The sequence below is a fragment of the Novosphingobium sp. FG137 genome, from assembly GCF_057809735.1.
In genome coordinates, this window is sequence record NZ_JBMDKN010000002.1 from 504,555 (window position 1) to 521,380 (window position 16,826).

General features: G+C 66.7%; 13 protein-coding genes. 8 read left to right on the forward strand and 5 right to left on the reverse strand.

What is annotated here, in order from left to right; translation table 11 throughout:
• Positions 1 to 51: 51 nt before the first annotated feature.
• Positions 52 to 1,836 (forward strand): tetratricopeptide repeat protein, encoded by a 1,785-nt coding sequence (locus tag ACODS2_RS08065; RefSeq protein WP_488998353.1) that lies wholly within the window; start codon positions 52 to 54, stop codon positions 1,834 to 1,836.
• 72 nt (positions 1,837 to 1,908) lie between these two features.
• Here the strand turns inward: ACODS2_RS08065 and ACODS2_RS08070 are convergent, their stop codons facing one another.
• On the reverse strand, positions 1,909 to 2,928 hold the full coding sequence (locus ACODS2_RS08070; protein ID WP_488998354.1) for a 1-aminocyclopropane-1-carboxylate deaminase: 1,020 nt from the start codon (positions 2,926 to 2,928) through the stop codon (positions 1,909 to 1,911).
• 143 nt (positions 2,929 to 3,071) lie between these two features.
• Here ACODS2_RS08070 and ACODS2_RS08075 point away from each other — a divergent pair, with 143 nt between their 5' ends.
• The 5 genes from ACODS2_RS08075 to ACODS2_RS08095 all read left to right on the forward strand — a co-directional run bounded on the left by ACODS2_RS08075 (position 3,072) and on the right by ACODS2_RS08095 (position 7,502).
• Positions 3,072 to 3,545, forward strand: a complete 474-nt coding sequence (locus ACODS2_RS08075; RefSeq protein ID WP_421852714.1) for an Lrp/AsnC family transcriptional regulator — start codon at positions 3,072 to 3,074, stop codon at positions 3,543 to 3,545.
• A gap of 148 nt (positions 3,546 to 3,693) precedes the next feature.
• Positions 3,694 to 5,076: an amino acid permease gene (locus tag ACODS2_RS08080; protein ID WP_488998355.1), complete on the forward strand. Its 1,383-nt coding sequence runs from the start codon at positions 3,694 to 3,696 to the stop codon at positions 5,074 to 5,076.
• Position 5,077: 1 nt separating this feature from the next.
• Entirely contained in the window at positions 5,078 to 6,388 is a 1,311-nt protein-coding gene (locus ACODS2_RS08085) for an acetyl-CoA hydrolase/transferase family protein (RefSeq protein ID WP_488998356.1), read from the forward strand.
• 23 nt (positions 6,389 to 6,411) lie between these two features.
• Positions 6,412 to 6,981 carry a DUF1214 domain-containing protein gene (locus tag ACODS2_RS08090; protein ID WP_488998606.1) on the forward strand — a complete coding sequence of 190 codons (570 nt, stop codon included), beginning with the start codon at positions 6,412 to 6,414 and terminating at the stop codon, positions 6,979 to 6,981.
• The gene (locus tag ACODS2_RS08095) at positions 6,978 to 7,502 is read left to right on the forward strand and encodes a DUF1254 domain-containing protein (protein WP_488998357.1); all 525 of its coding nucleotides are present in this window, start codon (positions 6,978 to 6,980) and stop codon (positions 7,500 to 7,502) included. Before ACODS2_RS08090 ends, ACODS2_RS08095 begins: the two co-directional genes overlap by 4 nt.
• Positions 7,503 to 7,633: 131 nt before the next feature.
• Here the strand turns inward: ACODS2_RS08095 and ACODS2_RS08100 are convergent, their stop codons facing one another.
• On the reverse strand, positions 7,634 to 8,362 hold the full coding sequence (locus ACODS2_RS08100) for a class I SAM-dependent methyltransferase (RefSeq protein ID WP_488998358.1): 729 nt from the start codon (positions 8,360 to 8,362) through the stop codon (positions 7,634 to 7,636).
• A gap of 468 nt (positions 8,363 to 8,830) precedes the next feature.
• Here ACODS2_RS08100 and ACODS2_RS08105 point away from each other — a divergent pair, with 468 nt between their 5' ends.
• Complete coding sequence (locus tag ACODS2_RS08105) at positions 8,831 to 9,538, forward strand: response regulator transcription factor (protein WP_488998359.1); 708 nt, start codon at positions 8,831 to 8,833, stop codon at positions 9,536 to 9,538.
• Positions 9,535 to 10,845, forward strand: a complete 1,311-nt coding sequence (locus ACODS2_RS08110; RefSeq protein ID WP_488998360.1) for a sensor histidine kinase — start codon at positions 9,535 to 9,537, stop codon at positions 10,843 to 10,845. The genes ACODS2_RS08105 and ACODS2_RS08110 overlap by 4 nt, the downstream gene beginning before the upstream one ends.
• Here the strand turns inward: ACODS2_RS08110 and ACODS2_RS08115 are convergent.
• Genes ACODS2_RS08115 through ACODS2_RS08125 form a run of 3 tightly spaced genes read right to left on the reverse strand, consistent with a single transcriptional unit; the run spans position 10,842 to position 16,713 of the window.
• The gene (locus tag ACODS2_RS08115) at positions 10,842 to 12,317 is read right to left on the reverse strand and encodes an efflux transporter outer membrane subunit (protein WP_488998361.1); all 1,476 of its coding nucleotides are present in this window, start codon (positions 12,315 to 12,317) and stop codon (positions 10,842 to 10,844) included. The genes ACODS2_RS08110 and ACODS2_RS08115 overlap by 4 nt on opposite strands.
• Positions 12,314 to 15,490, reverse strand: coding sequence for an efflux RND transporter permease subunit (locus ACODS2_RS08120; protein ID WP_488998362.1), 3,177 nt, complete (start codon positions 15,488 to 15,490; stop codon positions 12,314 to 12,316). Before ACODS2_RS08120 ends, ACODS2_RS08115 begins: the two co-directional genes overlap by 4 nt.
• Entirely contained in the window at positions 15,487 to 16,713 is a 1,227-nt protein-coding gene (locus tag ACODS2_RS08125) for an efflux RND transporter periplasmic adaptor subunit (protein WP_488998363.1), read from the reverse strand. The genes ACODS2_RS08120 and ACODS2_RS08125 overlap by 4 nt, the downstream gene beginning before the upstream one ends.
• Between the last annotated feature and the right edge of the window lie 113 nt (positions 16,714 to 16,826).

Below are 16,826 nucleotides of genomic sequence, written 5' to 3' on the forward strand. Positions count from 1 at the left end.
AGCCGATGCAGGCATAGGCTGCCCCTCCTCGGCGGACGAGGGGGGGATATCATGCGCATGTATCGGGTGCTGGCACTGGCCTTGCTGGCGGGCGGGGCGGCGACGGCGGCGACCACGCTGCACCGCGCGCCTTCATCCGATGTGGCGGCGCTGGCCATGCTCGATCCCTCGCGGCTGGCGGCGGCGGCCTGTGCGGAGAAGGCGCGGGCCAGCACGCCGATCCTGCTGCGCCGCTTGCAGCAGGCGGCAGCGCTGATGGGGCCGGTGGTGCCGGGCAAGTTCCCGCTTTATGGCGGCGTGCCGCGTTCGGCGCTGGAGCCGGGCGGGCTGACGGCAGAGGCGCGGCCGTGGTTCGATCAGGGCATCGAGATGGCATACAACTTCAACCATGCGGCAGCGGTTGCCTCGTTCCGCAAGGCGCAGGCGCTCGCGCCGGGGTGTGCGCTATGCTTCTGGGGTGAGGCCTTGGTGCAAGGGCCCAACATCAACGCGCCGATGGAGGCGAAGGCGTTGGCGCCGACTTTGACCGCGCTGGAGAAGGCGCAGGCTTTGGCGGGGAATGCGCCCCCGCTCGACCGGGCGCTGATCGGGGCGCTGGCGGCGCGCTATTCGGCTGATCCCAAGGCGGACCGGGCGGCGATGGATGCGGCTTATGCCGATGCCATGCTGGGGCTGGCGGCGGCGCATCCGACCAATGACGAGTTGGCCGTGCTGGCCGCCGAGGCTGCGATGGACACGAGCCCGTGGAACTACTGGCAACCGGGCCGCAGCGAACCGCGTGCGCGGATCGACAAGGCGGTAGCGCTGGTGGAAGACGTGCTGGCGCGGCATCCCGGGCACCAGCAGGCAGCGCATCTCTACATCCACCTGATGGAAAACTACGTCAGCCCGGAGCGCGCGGAAAAGGCGGCGGATGCGCTGGCGCTGAGCGCGCTGCCCGAGGCGGGGCACCTCGTCCACATGCCGGGGCACATCTATTACCGCATCGGGCGCTACAAGGATTCGATCCGGGCCAATGTGGCCGCCGCGAAATCGGACGAGGCCTATCTGGCGCGGGTGCCGGACGACGGGATGTATCGCTACGGATACTATCCGCACAACGTCCACTTCATCGTGACCTCGGCGCAGCAGGCGGGCGATCTGGAGCTGGCAGTGGCGCAGGCGCGCAAGCTCTTGCGGATCATCCCCGAGGACAAGGCGGTGGAACTGGGCTGGATTCAGGCGGTGGTCGCCGCGCCCTCGTTCGCCTTTGCGCAAGGAGGGACGCCGGCGCAGATCCTTGCCCTGCCGAAGCCGACGGCGCGGCTGCCCTATGTGCTGGCGATGTGGCACTATGCGCGCGGGGTGGCCTTTGCGCGGCTCAACCGGCCCGCCGCGCTGGATGCAGAGTTGAAGGCGATGGACCAGCTGACCGCCGATCCGGGGATCAAGGTGCTGGAGGGCACGGGTGTGCCGGGGACGGACCTCATCCATCTCGCGCAGCACGTGATGCGCGGGCGGATGGCCTTTGTGCGTGGGGACTTTACGGCGGCGGCAGAGGCCTATCGCAAGGCGCAGGCGATCGAGGGGACGATCCCTTATCAGGAGCCGCCCTATTGGTACTACCCGGTGGGCCAATCGCTGGGCGCGGCGCTGCTGGCAGGCGGCAAGGCGGCGGAGGCGCGCGATGCGTTTCATCAGGCGCTGCTGGTGGCGCCGGGCAATGGCTGGGCGCTGTGGGGGCTGGCGCAGAGCGAGGCCGCGCTGGGGCATAAGCTGGAAGCGCGCGCGGCAGAGGCGGCGCTGGGGCGGGCGTGGCTGGGGGATCGGCGGTTGTTGACGCTGGATCGGTTGTAGGCCCCTCCGACCCGCCTGCGGCGGGCCACCTCCCCATTTGTGCTTCGCAAAAATGGGGAGGATCAGAAGGCTCTAACCGTCCTTGTAATAGTAGCTGTAGCCGTTGATCGCTGGGGCGCCGCCGAGGTGGGCGTAGAGGACGCGGGAGCCCTCAGGGAAGAAGCCCTTGCGCGTCAGGTCGATCATGCCCTGCATCGACTTGCCCTCGTACACCGGGTCGGTGATCATCGCTTCGGTGCGGGCGGCGAGGCGGATGGCCTCGTTGGTTTCGTCTGACGGCACTCCATAGGCCGGGTAAGCGTAGTCCGGGTTGATGACGATCTCGTCTTCGCGGATCTTGCGGCCGAGGCCGACGAGCTGCGCGGTGTTGTCGACGATCATGCGCACCTGATCGCGGGTCTGCTCAAGCGTGCCGGAAGCATCGATGCCGATGACGGTGTGGGCGCGGTCTTGCGCAGCGAAGCCGACGATCATGCCGCCCTGCGTGGAGCCGGTGACGACGCAGACGACGATGTAATCGAACTTGAAGCCGAGTTCGGCCTCTTGCGCCGCGACTTCCTCGGCGAACCCGACGTAGCCGAGCGCGCCGAACTTGTGGACCGAGGCGCCGGCGGGGATCGGATAGGGCTTGCCGCCGGCGGCCTTGACGCTCTCGATGGCGTCTTCCCAGCTCTGGCGGATGCCGATGTCGAAGCCGTCTTCCACGAGGCGGCTGTCTGCGCCCATCAGGCGGGTGAGCAGGATGTTGCCGACGCGGTCATACACGGCGTCATAATGCGGCACCCATTTTTCCTGCACGACAACGCACTTCATGCCGAGCTTTGCGGCGGTGGCGGCGACCATGCGGGTGTGGTTGGATTGGACGCCGCCGATGGAAACCAGCGTGTCGGCGCCCGAGGCGATGGCATCGGGGACGATGTATTCGAGCTTGCGCAGCTTGTTGCCGCCGAACGCGAGGCCCGAGTTGCAATCATCGCGCTTGGCCCAGATCTCGACCTTGCCGCCCAGCGCCTCGCTGAGGCGGGGGAGATGCTCGATTGGGGTGGGGCCATAGGTGAGCGGGTAGCGTTCGAACGGGGTGAGGAGGGACATGCGGGCTCCGGCTTCGGGTGTGATTCGCTGCGGAAGCTAATGCAAACTGCGTGGAAGGTGCTTGCAATCTTGGGGGCCTGACTGGCTTTGATCGTTACTGAATGCCTTTCAGTTTCATTGATCATCCGGTAGATCGATATCCTATGAAAGAACCTTCCATCGAGCTTGACCGCATCGACCGCAATCTGCTGCGTCTGCTGCAGGCGGACGGGCGGCGGTCCAACCAGGAACTGGCCGAGGCCGCGAACGTGAGCCCGGCGACTTGCCACCGGCGCGTGGCGCGGCTGGTGGAAGCGGGCGCGATCACCGGGTTCAGGGGGGCGGTCGATCCGGGCGTGGTTGGGCTCGGCACGCTAGTGATGGTGGGCGTGGTGCTGGACCGCTCCACGCCCGAAAGCTTCGCCGCGTTCGAGGGCGCGGTGGTGGGGATGAAGGAAGTGCTCGATTGCAATCTGGTCGCGGGGGACTTCGATTACCTGCTGAAGATCCGCGTGCGTGATATTGCCGATTTCAACGCGCTCCACGGCCAGCGGCTGCTGACCTTGCCGGGGGTGCGGCAGACGCGGACGTTCTTCGTGATGAAGGAAGTGAAGGAGAACGCGCCGCTAGGGTTTTGACTCTTACCCCTCCACCACCCGCTACGCGGGCGGTCCCCCTCCCCATTTGTGCCTTCGGCAAAAATGGGGAGGATCAGGGAAGCACGTGGGGTTTGACAGCACCGCAGCGCCGCTTATCCCTACGCGGGGTCAAGCAAAGGGGAATGGCGTGGGCGCAGTGGGGATCGCAGAGGCAGGACAGGCAGGCGGCGTGGAGCTGAGCCGTACGCTGTTGCCGCGCCACGTTTCGATGATTGCGATTGGCGGGATTATCGGTGCGGGGCTCTTTGTCGGATCTTCGACGACGATTTCGCTGACCGGGCCGGCGGCGGTGATTTCCTATCTGATCGCGGGGCTGCTGATCCTGCTCGTCATGCGGATGATCGCCGAAATGGCCATCGTGCTGGAAGGCGTTTCAAGCTTTCCGGACTTTGCGCGCGCAGGGCTCGGGCATCTGGCCGGGTTCCTTTCGGGCTGGCTCTACTGGTATTTCTGGGTCGTGGTGGTGGCGGTTGAGGCGATTGCCGGGGCCAAGATCATCGGCGGCTGGCTGCCGGGCGTGCCGGAGTGGGCCATCGGCGGGGCGCTGACGGCGCTGATGACCGGGGTGAACCTGCTATCGACGCGCAGCTACGGCGAATTCGAGTTCTGGTTTTCCTCGATCAAGGTGGCCGCGATCCTCGTGTTCAGCCTGATCTGCGGGCTGTGGGTGTTTGGCATCACGGCGCCGCAGGGTTTCTCCATCGGCAACCTGACCGCGCATGGCGGCTTTGCGCCGCATGGCTGGGGGCCGGTGCTGGCGGGCGTCGCCTCGACCATCTTCTCGCTCTGCGGCGCGGAGATCGCGACGATTGCGGCGGCGGAATCGCCTGATCCGGCCAAGGTCATCGCGCGGATGACCGTTTCGGTCGCGCTGCGCATCGTGATTTTCTACGTGCTCGCCATCGGGCTGATCGTGGCGGTGGTGCCGTGGACGCAAATCGTGCCGGGGCATTCGCCCTTCGCCACGACGCTGGCGGCCATGCATATTCCGGGCGGCGAGACGATCATGAGCGCGGTGGTGCTGGTGGCGGTGCTCTCGTGCCTCAACAGCGGCCTCTACGTGACGAGCCGCGCGCTGTTCGGCCTTGCGCGGTTTGGCGATGCGCCGGACTGGCTGGTGCATGTGAACGGACGCGGGGTGCCGGCGCGGGCGATCATTGCCGCGAGCCTCTTCGCCTATGGCGCGCTGGCGGCGCAGTGGCTTTCGCCGGGGACTGTGTTCAGCTTCCTCGTCAATTCCTCGGGCGTGACGATGATCCTGCTCTACATGCTGGTCGGCATCGCGCAGCTGAGGGAGCGCAACCGGGCCGAGCGCGAGGCCCCGGAGAAGCTGACGCTGAAGATGTGGTTCCACCCCTATGGCACGCTGGTGGCGCTGGCGGCGATGCTGGCGGTGCTGGTGTTCATGGCGCTGCAGCCGGATCTTGCTTCGCAGCTGTGGATGAGCCTGCTGGTGGCGGGGCTGTTTGCCGCAGCGTTCTGGCTGCTGCGGACGGGAAAGCGCGCCTGATATGCCGCAACTGATTACGGCAGAGGAAGCCGCCAAGCTGGTCAAGTCCGGCATGTGGCTCGATTACGGATTTGGCGCGACGCAGACCGAGGCGTTCGACAAGGCGCTGGCTGGGCGGGTGCACGAGCTGACGGGCGTGAAAGTGCGCAGCTGCCTGACGACGCGGCCGCGCGCGTTTCAGGAGGCCGATCCCGAAGGCGCGCACATGCTTTCGGCAAGCTGGCATTTCAGCGGATACGACCGGCGGCAGTTCGATGCGGGGCGCTGCACTTATATCCCGCTCAATCTGGGCGAGTGGCCCGATCTCTATCGCCGCTTTGTGGAACGCGTGGATATCGCGGTGTTCCAGGTCTGCCCGAAGGATGCGGACGGCAATTACAACTTCTCGATTTCTGCCTCCTATTTGCGATCACTGGTGGAACGCGCTGACGTGGTGATCGTCGAGGTCAATCCGGCGCTGCCATACTGCTTCGGACCGGATAACGCGGTGCACGAGAGCGAAGTGGACTTCGTGATCGATGTGCCCGCGCTGCCCGCTCCCGAACTGCCGAGCGCGATTTCGAACGAGGTGGACCTTGCCATCGCGCAGCTGGTGGCGGCGGAAATCCGCGACGGGGACTGCCTGCAACTGGGCATCGGCGGACTGCCCAACGCGGTCGGGCGCGCGATTGCCGGTGCCGGGGTGAAGGACCTTGGCGTCCACACCGAGATGATGGTCGAGGGCCTCGTCGAACTGGTGAAATCCGGCGCGGCAACCGGCGCACGCAAGCAGATCGATCCGGGCAAGGCAGTCTATGCCTTCGCCATCGGGACGGCGGACATCTACGCGGCGCTCGATCGCAATCCGGCGTTCGAGGCACGGCAGGTGGACTATACCAACCTGCCGAAATTCGTGGCGCGCAACGACAACGTGTTCTCGGTCAACAGCACCGGGCAGATGGACCTGCAGGGGCAGGCGGCATCCGAAGCCGACGGCTACCGGCATTTCAGCGGCACAGGCGGCCAACTGGGTTTCGTGCGGGCGGCCTATGAATCGGAAGGCGGGCGCGGCTTCCTGTGCATGCCATCGACCTACGAGAAGCACGGGGTGCGCAAGAGCCGCGTGGTTGCGGGGCTGGCGCCGGGGACAACCGTGACGGTGCCGCGCACCGACGTGATGCATGTGGCGACCGAATACGGGATGGTCTGCCTCAAAGGCCTGCCGGTGGCGGAGCGCGCCAAGGCGATGATTTCCGTCGCGCACCCCGATTTCCGCGAGGCGCTGGAGCGCGAAGCCTATGCAAACGGACTGATTCCGAAGCATTATTTCTGAGTGTGAGGCTAAGCTTGAAAGCGGTGTTCAAATGGACCGGCCTGTTGGTGCTCGGCCTTGTGCTGGGGATCGTGCTTGCCGTCTGGCAGATCAGGAACAGCGGCCTCGGCAACGATGTGCGCGTGGGGCCATGGACCACCGGCCGCGACATCGGCACCGCCCATGCGGACATGAAGACGCGCGCGGTTGTCGCGCTGCGCGGCTTGCTGGCGCTGCCGGCGCAGGAGGCCCGCTATTTCACCGCAGCGACAGATAGCGCCGGTGCGCCGCTTTCAGGCAAATGCCGCTATGCCTTGACCGGCGGCATGATAGAGGCGCGTTGGTGGAGCGTGACCCTGTATGATCCGGGCGGCTGGCTGATCCCCAATCGGTGGAACCGGCATTCGATCGGCAGCGGGCGCATTCCGGTGGGTAGGGCGGGCGGCTGGGCAGTGCTGATCGGCCCGGAGGAGCAGCCCGGTCTGTGGATACCGACCGGCACAGACGGCGCGTTCGAGCTCACGCTTCGCACCTATCGTCCGCATGGGACACTGGCGCGCGATCCCGCGCGAATCAGCCTGCCGACAATCACAAGAGGGGAGTGCCGCCCATGATCCGCCGCCTCGCCTCCCTCGCCGTGATCGTCGCGGCAGCCCTCGGCAGCTACTACGGGACGCTGGCGACGGCGCCCTACGGCCTGATGTGGCTTGCCGAAGCGAAGCTGGCGAAATCCGGCCCCGTCAACCACTTCACCCACACGCCGCCGGTTCGCGCCGAGCGGCAGTTCGTCGTGCGCCCCAGCCCGGACCTGCTCTATTCCGTATGTCCTTACGACCTGACTGCGGGGCCGCTGGAAGTGACCGCAGTGCCGGTACCCGGGCGTTACAGCTCGATCAGCGTGTTCGATGCGCGAACCGATGTCGCCTTCGTTCGCAACGACGAGCAGATGGGCGGTGAGCCGATGCGGGTGGTGTTGGCGCTGGAAGGGCAGCAGACGCCGGCAGGGATCGACACCGTGCGGGTACGCTATGCGACGGGGATCGTGCTGCAGCGCGTCCTGCTGGCCGATCCATCCGAGGCGGCCGCGATCGATCCGATCCGCAGCAAAGCGCGGTGCCGGACGCTGACCGGGTAGAACCGCGCGCTGGTGCTGGCCACGACCCGGGCTGGCGGCCTTGGCGGTGATCGCGGCGCGGCGGAGATCCTCATGATGCCGGGGATTTCATCACGTCGGAGCGCGCGGGAACCCGCAAATTCCTGCGCAGTTCAGCAAACGGGCTTGCGCGCCTTGTAGAATACCGTCCGGAAGGGAGAGCGGCCGGGCATTCGCAGCAGGAGCTGGCCGCGCAGGGCGTGTTTCACCGCTGTCTTGAGGCACCAGACCAGCCCATCGACCGGCTGTTCCTCATAGCGTTCGAGGTTGAGGCCGATCCTTTCGAAGGTCATGCGCATCTGGGGCGGGGCGGCGAAGACCAGGTGATCTGGAAGGTAAAGCATGTCCGGAAACGCATCCCGGCTGGCAAGATCGGCTGCGTTGCCGGTCTCCAGAAACAGCACGCCGCCGGGCCGCAGCCGGGCCGCCAGCGCGGCGCCGAAGCCCAGGAAATCGGGCACGTGCGAGTAGACGTTGATGAGCGAGATCACGTCGAATTGCCCCGGAATGTCGTCCAGCGACTGGCTCGTGACGGGCAGGCCCAGCTCCTGCGCCTTGCGGACCTTAGGCTGCATCGGTTCGATGCCGTGGACCTTGCTGCCGGCTGGTGCGGTCTGGCGAACGGCGGCCACCACCTCCCCGTAGCCGGCGCCGACATCAAGCCAATGGATCGGCTTGCCATCGGCCCAGTCCGCGCCGAAGAGTTCGCGTATAACTTTCGAGTAGTGTGCGGTCTTCGACGCCTTATACCGCGTGCGGACATCGAGCGCGCCATCTTCACCGCGGTGGACACCGACCTTGTTGGCATCGCTGATATCGGCATCCGAGGGCCGTGGATTCACATAAAGGAGCCCGCAAGCACGGCATTTTCCCATCGCGAAACCATTCTCTCGCGCCCAGGGGGCGGCGTCATCGTTTCCACACAGCGGGCATGGCGTCTGCATCGCGGCTTACCTTCGTGGCTGACAGCTCGGATAAGGCGGGTTAGGCGGAAAATCTGATCCGGAGCATGGCCGGAATATTAACTTACTGTAGTTCTTTTTATAACGTTATGATAGGGTCTGCTCTGGCAGATCGAGGCCGGAATGCGCGGCGGCAGGGAGTGAGACGGGGTCTTGCGGAAATGCATCCAGCGGCGGCGGCGGCACTCTGCGCCAAGCGGGCCGCGGCATAGGCAAGGCGGCAGGCAGGGTGCGAGTTTGACAACGCCCTCCGAACACGGAAAACGTCGCGCGCCGCTGTTGGCCGAACTGGCACGCCGCGGCGTGGATGGTGGCGCTGGTCAGCGCGCGGCCTTGGGAACGCGGTTCGTGAAAGTGCTTGTTGTCGAAGATGACACTGCCTTGGGCGAGGCCTTGCAAGCGGCCTTTGCCGGCGCGAACTTCAATGCCGAAATCTGCGCATCGGGGCGCAGTGCCGCCGAATTGCTGGCGCTCTATCCCTTCGACGCTGCGGTCATCGATCGCGGGTTGCCGGACATGGACGGCCTGGATCTCGTCAGCAGCCTGCGCCGCAGCGGAAACCGCATTCCCGTCATCATCCTCACGGCCCAATCAGATGTCGGCTCGCGGATCGACGGGCTGGATGCGGGTGCCGATGACTATCTGGGCAAGCCCTTCCTCTTCGCCGAACTGAAGTCCCGCCTCAACGCCGTGGTGCGGCGGGCGGAGCACCGCATTTCGAATACGCTGGACTGCGGGAATCTGTCCTACGACGTGACCAGCCATGTCGTGAGCATCGATGCGGCGCCCATCAGCCTTTCGCCGCGCGAGCGCAGCCTGCTCGAGATCTTTCTGCGCTCGCGCGGGCGGCCCATCGATACGGCTCGCATGGAGGATCTGCTCTGCGCAGCGTCACAGGCGCTTTCGGCCAATGCGCTGGAGGTGAGCATTCACCGGCTGCGGCGCAAGCTGGCGGCAGCGGGCAGCACGGCCGAGATCGTGTGGCTGCGCGGACAGGGCTATTGCATGAAGGCCGACACCATGAAGGCGGGCAGCATGAAGGCCGGGCGGGCGTGATACGCAGCCTGTGGCTGCGGCTGGTCCTCGCGCAGGTTGCCATCGCGTTCGTTCTGGCGCTTGGCCTGCCCTTCATTGTCAATCGCACGATCCGCGAGATCGGCGATGACCTGACCCAGCGCCTGCTGAGCGGCGAGGCGGCGGAATACCTCGCCGCGCAAAGGGCGGGTACTGTGCAGCGGGCGAACAGCCCGAAGGCAGGCGCGATCGCGCTCTACATGGCGCAAGGCTCCCGCCTGCGCAGGCTTTCCGGGCCGGATATTCCTGACCTCTCCGCGCTCACGCCGGCACGGCTATCGCGGGAGGGGTTTTACCACGGCCCGCATTCCGATTTCCTGACACGGCCGATCGGGCCCGGCCAGACGCTTGTTGTCGCGGAAGACCGGCAGCATCCGGCGGTGCTGCACGACGATATCGTCGCGTACTTCCTCGACCGCTTCATCGTGATCGTGCCGATTGCGCTGGTCTGTTCGACCCTCGCGAGCCTGTGGGCGCTGGCGCGGGCGATCAGGCCGATCAAGCAAGCGGCGAGGGATGCGCGGGCGCTCGATCCGATCCGCCCCGGGACGGCGCGCCTGCGCGAGGATATCGTGCCGACCGAGATCGAGCCGCTGGTCCACACCGCCAACGAACTGCTGGACCGCGCCGTTTCCGGCTACGAGCGCGAACGCGTGTTTGCGGCGACAGTTGTCCACGAACTGCGCACCGCGCTTTCGACGATCAGCCTGCGGACCGAGCTGCTGCCGGGCGGAGAGCCGCGCGACAAGGTGGTCGAGGCGGTGGCGCACGCCAACGAGGTGGTGACCCAGATGCTGGGGCTCCACGGGCGCGAGGAAGAACTGATCCGGGGGAAGCCGCGCGCGGTCTCAGCCGCAGCGCAGGATGTAATCGACGATCTTGGCGGGCTGATCCGGTCTTCCGGCCATGGCCCGGTCAGCCTGCGCAGCGTGGACAGCGGACCGGCCCGCCTCGCACCGGATGCGCTGGTCCGGATCACGGTTGCCAACATTGTCGAGAACGCCTTGCGGCACACGCCGGCAGGCGCCGGGATCACGATCCTGTGCGATGATGCGGCTGGCACGGTGGTTGTGGCCGATAGCGGCCCCGGCATCCGGATGCGCAGCGGATCGGACGGGCGCAAGATCTATTCACGCGCGGACGGATCGCCATCGCGCGGTTCGGGTCTGGGCATCGCGATTGTCACGCGGCTGATCGAAACGGCGGGCGGCTCGATCGCATTCGGGACGAGCGAAGCAGGCGGAGCGGCGGTTACCCTGTGCTATCCGGCGGCGCAGGAGCGAGGCTAGCGGACCTTCTGGCCCTGCACATCATCGGATTGGCCATCATCGGACTGGCCATTGGCCTGATAGAGCGCAACCGTATCGACCAGCCGCGATGCCCATGCTGCCGTGCGCTGCAGACGGGCCTGCTGGAGCGCCGCCTGTGCCTGCAGGAGCGCGAAGGTGCCAACCTCGCCAAGCTGCTGCTGGCGCTGCGTGAAGACATAGGACTGTTCGGCTGCGGCAAGCGCCCGCACCGATGCGTCTTCGGTCCGCGCATCGGCCTGCAGGCCGTTGATCGCATCCGACACATCGACAAAGGCCTGCAGCACCACCGAGCGGTATTGCGCCTTGCTTTCCTCGAGCAGGGCCTCGGCAGCCTGCTGCTGGCGGCGCAGCGCACCGGCATGGAACACCGGCGCCGTCACCCCGCCGACCAGCGACCAGAAGGCGTTCCCATCCTGAAACATGTTGGAAAAGGTCTGCGCGGCGCCGCCGGCGCTCGCCGTCAGCAGGAACGAGGGAAACCTTGCGGCGACCGCGGCGCGGGCGTCTGCGGCGGCGCCTTCCACGGCGGCAGCGGCGGCCTGCACATCGGGCCGGGCCTGCACGACAGCGGCTGGCAGCGCGACGGGGACATGCGCGGGCAGAACGAAGCAGGTGCTGGAGGGCAGCGCGGGCAGATCCTCGCCCGGGGCGCGGCCGAGTAGCGCGGCAACCAGCGCGCGCTGGTGTGCTTCGCTGCGCTGCAAGGCCGGGAGCGTGGCTTCGGCGGTGGCGAGCGCGGCTTCCTGCGCGGCGACGTCCGCATCACCGGCTTCCCCCAGCGCGCGGCGCTTGCGCGTCATCTCCAGCATCTGCCGGGCCGATCCGATCGAAACTTCGGTCGCCGCGATCTGATCGGCAAGGGCCGCGCGGCTGACCACAGCGACCACGAGATTGGCGGCAAGGCTCTGGCGCGCAGCGAGGAGGTGCGCGGCGGCGACCTTGGCCGCAGCCCGCGCCGATTGGCGCCGCGCGCGCAGACCGCCGAACAGATCGAGCGGGTAGCTCACCGTCACTTGCGCGGTGTGCAGCGAGTAGAGCGTCTGCGAAGCATCTGCGAGGGGCGATTGCAGCGAGGCGGGGCTTTGCGCGCGCTGCGCGGAATAGGACACGTCCACCCCCGGGGCGAGCGCCGCGCCGGCCACCCCCGCCTGTGCCCGCGCCGCGCGCAAGGCGGCATCGGCGGCGGCGATATCGTTGCTGCCCGCGAGGCCTTGATCGACGAGCTGGTCCAGATCGGAGCAGCCGAATGCCTGCCACCACGCGCGCGGGGTCGTCTCGCCCACGGTGAAGGTCTGGGCCGGAACCGCATTGCCGACCGTGGCCGACGTGGGGGCGCCGGCACCGGCCACCGCAGGCAGGCGGGCGTGGGGATCAGCATCACCGATCCCCGTGCAGCCAGCCACCAGCGTGCAGACGGCCACAGGTAGGGCAAATCGCAGGCGGGCGTTCATGCCGGCTCCCCTTCTTCGGAGTAGTGGCCGATATCGCGCCCGTGCGGCCCGCGATCCTCAGGCGGCAGGTGGAGTGAGAAGCGCTCGACGAGGGCGGGCAGGACCAGCAGGATCAGCAGCGGTGCAAGCGCCATGCCGCCGACGACCACAAGCGCCAGCGGTTTCTGCACCTGGCTGCCGATCCCGTTCGACAGCGCCGCTGGCAGCAGCCCGATGGCCGCGACAAGGCAAGTCATCAGGACAGGCCGCATGGCGTTTGCCGTGGCGCGACGGACCGCGACGTGCCGTGTCGCACCATCATCGACGACCTGGTTGAAGGTCGTGACGATGAGGATCCCGTCCATCACCGCGATCCCGAACAGCGCGACAAAGCCGATCGCCGCAGAGATGCTGAACGCGGTTCCCGTGAGCGCCAGCGCGAGGACGCCGCCAACGATCGCCATGGGGATGGCGGAAAAGGCGAGCAGCGTATCGCGGATCGAGCCGAAGTTGGCGTAGAGCAGGATCAGGATGAGGATCAGGCTGATCGGCACCACGATTTCGAGCCGGGCAATCGCGTTCTGCAGATTGTCGAGCTCGCCCGCCCATTCGAGGTGGTAGCCCGGCGGGATCGTGACATGCGCCTTGATCCGCGCCTTCGCCTCCGCAACCACGCTGCCGAGATCGCGTCCGCGCACGCTGAACTTGATCGGGATGTAGCGTTCCTGATGCTCGCGGTAGATGAACGAAGCGCCGGTGGTGAGGTGGATGTTCGCCACTTCCGACAGGGGAACCTGGATCATGCCTTTCCCATCAGGCGATGGTGCGCCCACGGTGATCTGGCGGATGGCTTCGAGCGAGTTGCGCTGGTTGGCACGCAGGCGGACGACAATCGGGAAATGCCGGTCGGTTCCGGGCTCGTAGAGCTGGGCCGTGCTGCTTCCGCCGATGGCGGCGGCCACGGTCTGGTTGATATCGTCGGGCGTCAGGCCATAGCGCGAGGCGCGGGCAAGATCGACGTCGATCCGTACCGTAGGCTGGCCGAGGGACTCGAACACGCCGAGATCAGCGATGCCCTGGACCTTCGCCATTTCGGCCTTGATCGCCCCCGCCGTCTTTTCGAGCGTGGCGAGATCGGGGCCATAGAGCTTGATCGAATTTGCGCCCTTCACGCCGGAGGCGGCCTCTTCCACGTTGTCTTCGATGACCTGCGAGAACGAGAAATCGACCCCCGGAAAGCGGCTGTGGAGATGGCCCGACATGTCTTCGACCAGCTTTTCCTTGGTCATGCCTGCAGGCCATTCGCTGCTCGGCTTGAGCGGGACGAAATACTCGGCGTTGAAGAAGCCGGTGGCGTCGGTGCCGTCGTCGGGCCGGCCATGGGCCGAGAGAACCGATTCGATTTCAGGATAGCGCGCAAGATCGCGCCGGATGGCGTTGACGACCGGCTGCCCCGCCTCAAGGCTGATCGAGGCGGGCAGGCTGGCGCGGATGTAGAGGTTGCCTTCCTCCAGATGCGGCAGGAACTCGACGCCGAGCGCCCTGACGCCGAACCCGGCCAGCAGCAGCGCGATGGCCGCACCGCCGAAGGTGAGCACGCGGTTGGCCTGGGCAAAGGCCGCAGCCGGTTCGTAGATTCGCCGCAGCCACGCGACCAGCTTCGTCTCGACCTCGGACAGGCGGTCCGGCAGCAGGATGGCGGCGAGGACCGGGGTGACCGTGAACGTGGCAATCACGCCGCCGGTGATGGCGTAGGCATACGTCTTCGCCATCGGCCCGAAGATGTGCCCTTCGACGCCGGTGAGGGTGAACAGCGGGATGAAGCTGGCAATGATGATCGCGGCGGCAAAGAAGATCCCCCGGCTCACTTCGGACCCGGCGTGGAGGATGGCGCTCAGCCGGCTTGCAGGGCTGAAGTGGCCTTGGCCGGCTTCCACCGCGACGGATCGCTCCACCATGTGGCGGAAGATGTTCTCCACCATGATCACGCTGGCATCGACCACGAGCCCGAAATCGAGCGCGCCAACCGAGAGCAGATTGGCGCTTTCGCCTTGCGCGACGAGGATCAGGACCGCGATGGCGAGCGCGAAGGGAATGGTCGCCGCAACGATGAGCGCGCTTCGCAGGTTCCCCAGAAAGATCCACTGCAGCGCGAAGATGAGCACGATCCCCGCCATCAGGTTTTCGAGCACGGTGTGCGTGGTAAGGCGGATGAGGTCCGACCGGTCGTAGACCCGTTCGAGATGCACGCCGGGCGGAAGCACGCCCGAGGCATTGATCTCGGCCACTTCCTTCTGCACCGCCTCGATCGTCGGCATGGACTTGGCACCGCGCTGCATCAGGACGATGCCTTCCACGATATCATCGAGCCCGTTGTACCCGGCGATGCCCAGCCGGGGCTGATTGCCGATGGAAACCCGCGCCACATCCTTGAGCAGGACCGGCGCCGAGCCCGCCATGCCGACCAGCACGTTCTCGATCGCCGAAGGGGACTGGATCAGCCCGACGCCGCGAACGATCGCGGCCTGCGACCCGAAATTGATCGTCTGCCCGCCGACGTTGCTGTCGCTCTTGGCAAGAGCGGACATCACTTGCGCCAGCGTCACGCCGTGGGCGACCAGCCGGTCGTTATCGACGGTGACATCATAAGTGCGCAGCTTGCCGCCCCAGCCGGTGACGTCGGCAACGCCGGGAATCCGCTTGAACCGGCGCTGGAGGATCCAGTCCTGCAGGGTCTTGAGGTCCATCGGCGAATAGCCATCGGGCGCGACGATGCGGTAGCGGTAGATCTCGCCGATCGGGCTCGTGGGCGACAAGGTCGGCTGGGCGCCGCCGGCCAGCGGGGGCAGCTGGGCCAGCCGGTTGATCACCTGCTGCTGCGCTTCCTGATAGGTCAGATCATAGCTGAACTGCACCTTCACATCGGACAGGCCGAACAGCGAAATCGCCCGCACGGTGGTGAGGTGCGGAATGCCCGCCATCGCCACTTCGATGGGCACGGTGACGTTGCGCTCCATCTCCTCGGCCGAGAGACCCTGTGTCTGGGTGACGATCTCGACCATCGGCGGGACCGGGTCGGGATAGGCCTCGATATTGAGCGCGGCGAAGGCAAACCCGCCCGCGACCAGCACGGCCACGAACACCGCAACGATCAGCAGCCGCTGCCGCAGCGCGAAACGGAGCAGCCGGTTCATTGCCCCAGCCCCGCCTCGTTCACGAAGATCGCGCCGGCCGTGACGATGGTCTCGCCCGGGCGCAGACCGCGCAGGACTTCGACGCGGCCGCCGAGTTCCTCACCGGTCTGCACCTCGCGGCTCGCCAGGCGCCTGTCCGGCCTGCGCACCCAGACGCGCGCGGTGTCTCCCTCATGGATCACCGCCGCCGCCGGGACAATGATGCGCGTACCGGGGCTGACATGATGGATCGAAAAGCTCGCGAACATCTGCGGCTTGAGCGCGCCATCGGGATTGGCGATGGTGGCGCGTACGGGCAGGCGATGGGTGGTGGGATCGAGCCCGGCACCGACCATGTCGATCACCGCCGTGAACCGGCGCCCCGGCCAGGCCGGCGTGACCACATCGACCTTGTCGCCAACGTGCACGCCCGAAGCATCGCTTTCCGCGATCTGCGCCTGCAGCCAGACGCGCGAGGCATCGGTGATCGTGAAGAGGGGCTTTTCGCCGCCAACGCCGACATATTGGCCGGGGGAAACATCGCGCAGGGCAATCGTGCCGCCGATGGGCGCGTGGAAGGTGGTAACCTCGTGCAGCCCGCTGATCTCTCGGGCGGTCTCGAGCCGCCGAATCTCGCCAGCCGATTTGCCGAGGATCGCCAGCTTGTCACGCGCGGCGCCCACCGCCGCTTCGGCGCTGCGCGCCTGCGCTTCGCTGGCTGCCAGTTCGGTCTGAGCCTGCTGGTAATCCTTCCGCGCGCCGCCCGCCGTCTCGGCCAGAGCCTTGGCACGTTCAGCGTTGCGGCGCGCATTGAGCAGGGCGACCTGACTGGAGCGCATGTTTGCCTCGGCCGAAAACAGGCTGTTGCGCGCATCGACGAAATCGCTCGTCCGGATTGTCAGCAGCGGCTGGCCGGCGGTGACGATCTGGCCGGCATCGACCAGCACCTGCATGACCTGCCCCGAATAGGGCAGCAGCACCGGCGTGCTGAGATCGCCGTCCGCCTCGATCGAACCGGAAGCGGTGGTCACCTGTTCGGCCTGACCCGCACCCACCTGCTCGAACGAAAGGGTCGCCAGCTGCGCATCGGTGGGGCGGAACGTTCCGGGCGGATCGGCGGGCAGCTCGTGCGGGACCGGCCGGAGGAGCCACGCCCCAAGCCAGCCGGCGAGCGCCAGTGCAGCCAGCGCTGCCAGCGCGAAAGCCAGCAGGCGCGCCTGTTGGCGGACTGTAAGCCTCGGCACAGGCGGATGAGCGTTTTGGGGATCTGTATCAGCCATGTTTGCGTTACCCGATTGCGGGCCGCGCCTATAAGCGACGGCGCTTACATGCGCCTTACAGGTCCCACTTTGGCTGC

Coding starts and splice junctions, on each gene's coding strand:
- ACODS2_RS08065 (WP_488998353.1), top strand. CDS start 52: ATGCGCATGTATCGGGTGCTGGCACTGGCCTTGCTGGCGGGCGGGGCG.
- ACODS2_RS08070 (WP_488998354.1), bottom strand. CDS start 2,928: ATGTCCCTCCTCACCCCGTTCGAACGCTACCCGCTCACCTATGGCCCC.
- ACODS2_RS08095 (WP_488998357.1), top strand. CDS start 6,978: ATGATCCGCCGCCTCGCCTCCCTCGCCGTGATCGTCGCGGCAGCCCTC.
- ACODS2_RS08115 (WP_488998361.1), bottom strand. CDS start 12,317: ATGAACGCCCGCCTGCGATTTGCCCTACCTGTGGCCGTCTGCACGCTG.
- ACODS2_RS08075 (WP_421852714.1), top strand. CDS start 3,072: ATGAAAGAACCTTCCATCGAGCTTGACCGCATCGACCGCAATCTGCTG.
- ACODS2_RS08120 (WP_488998362.1), bottom strand. CDS start 15,490: ATGAACCGGCTGCTCCGTTTCGCGCTGCGGCAGCGGCTGCTGATCGTT.
- ACODS2_RS08085 (WP_488998356.1), top strand. CDS start 5,078: ATGCCGCAACTGATTACGGCAGAGGAAGCCGCCAAGCTGGTCAAGTCC.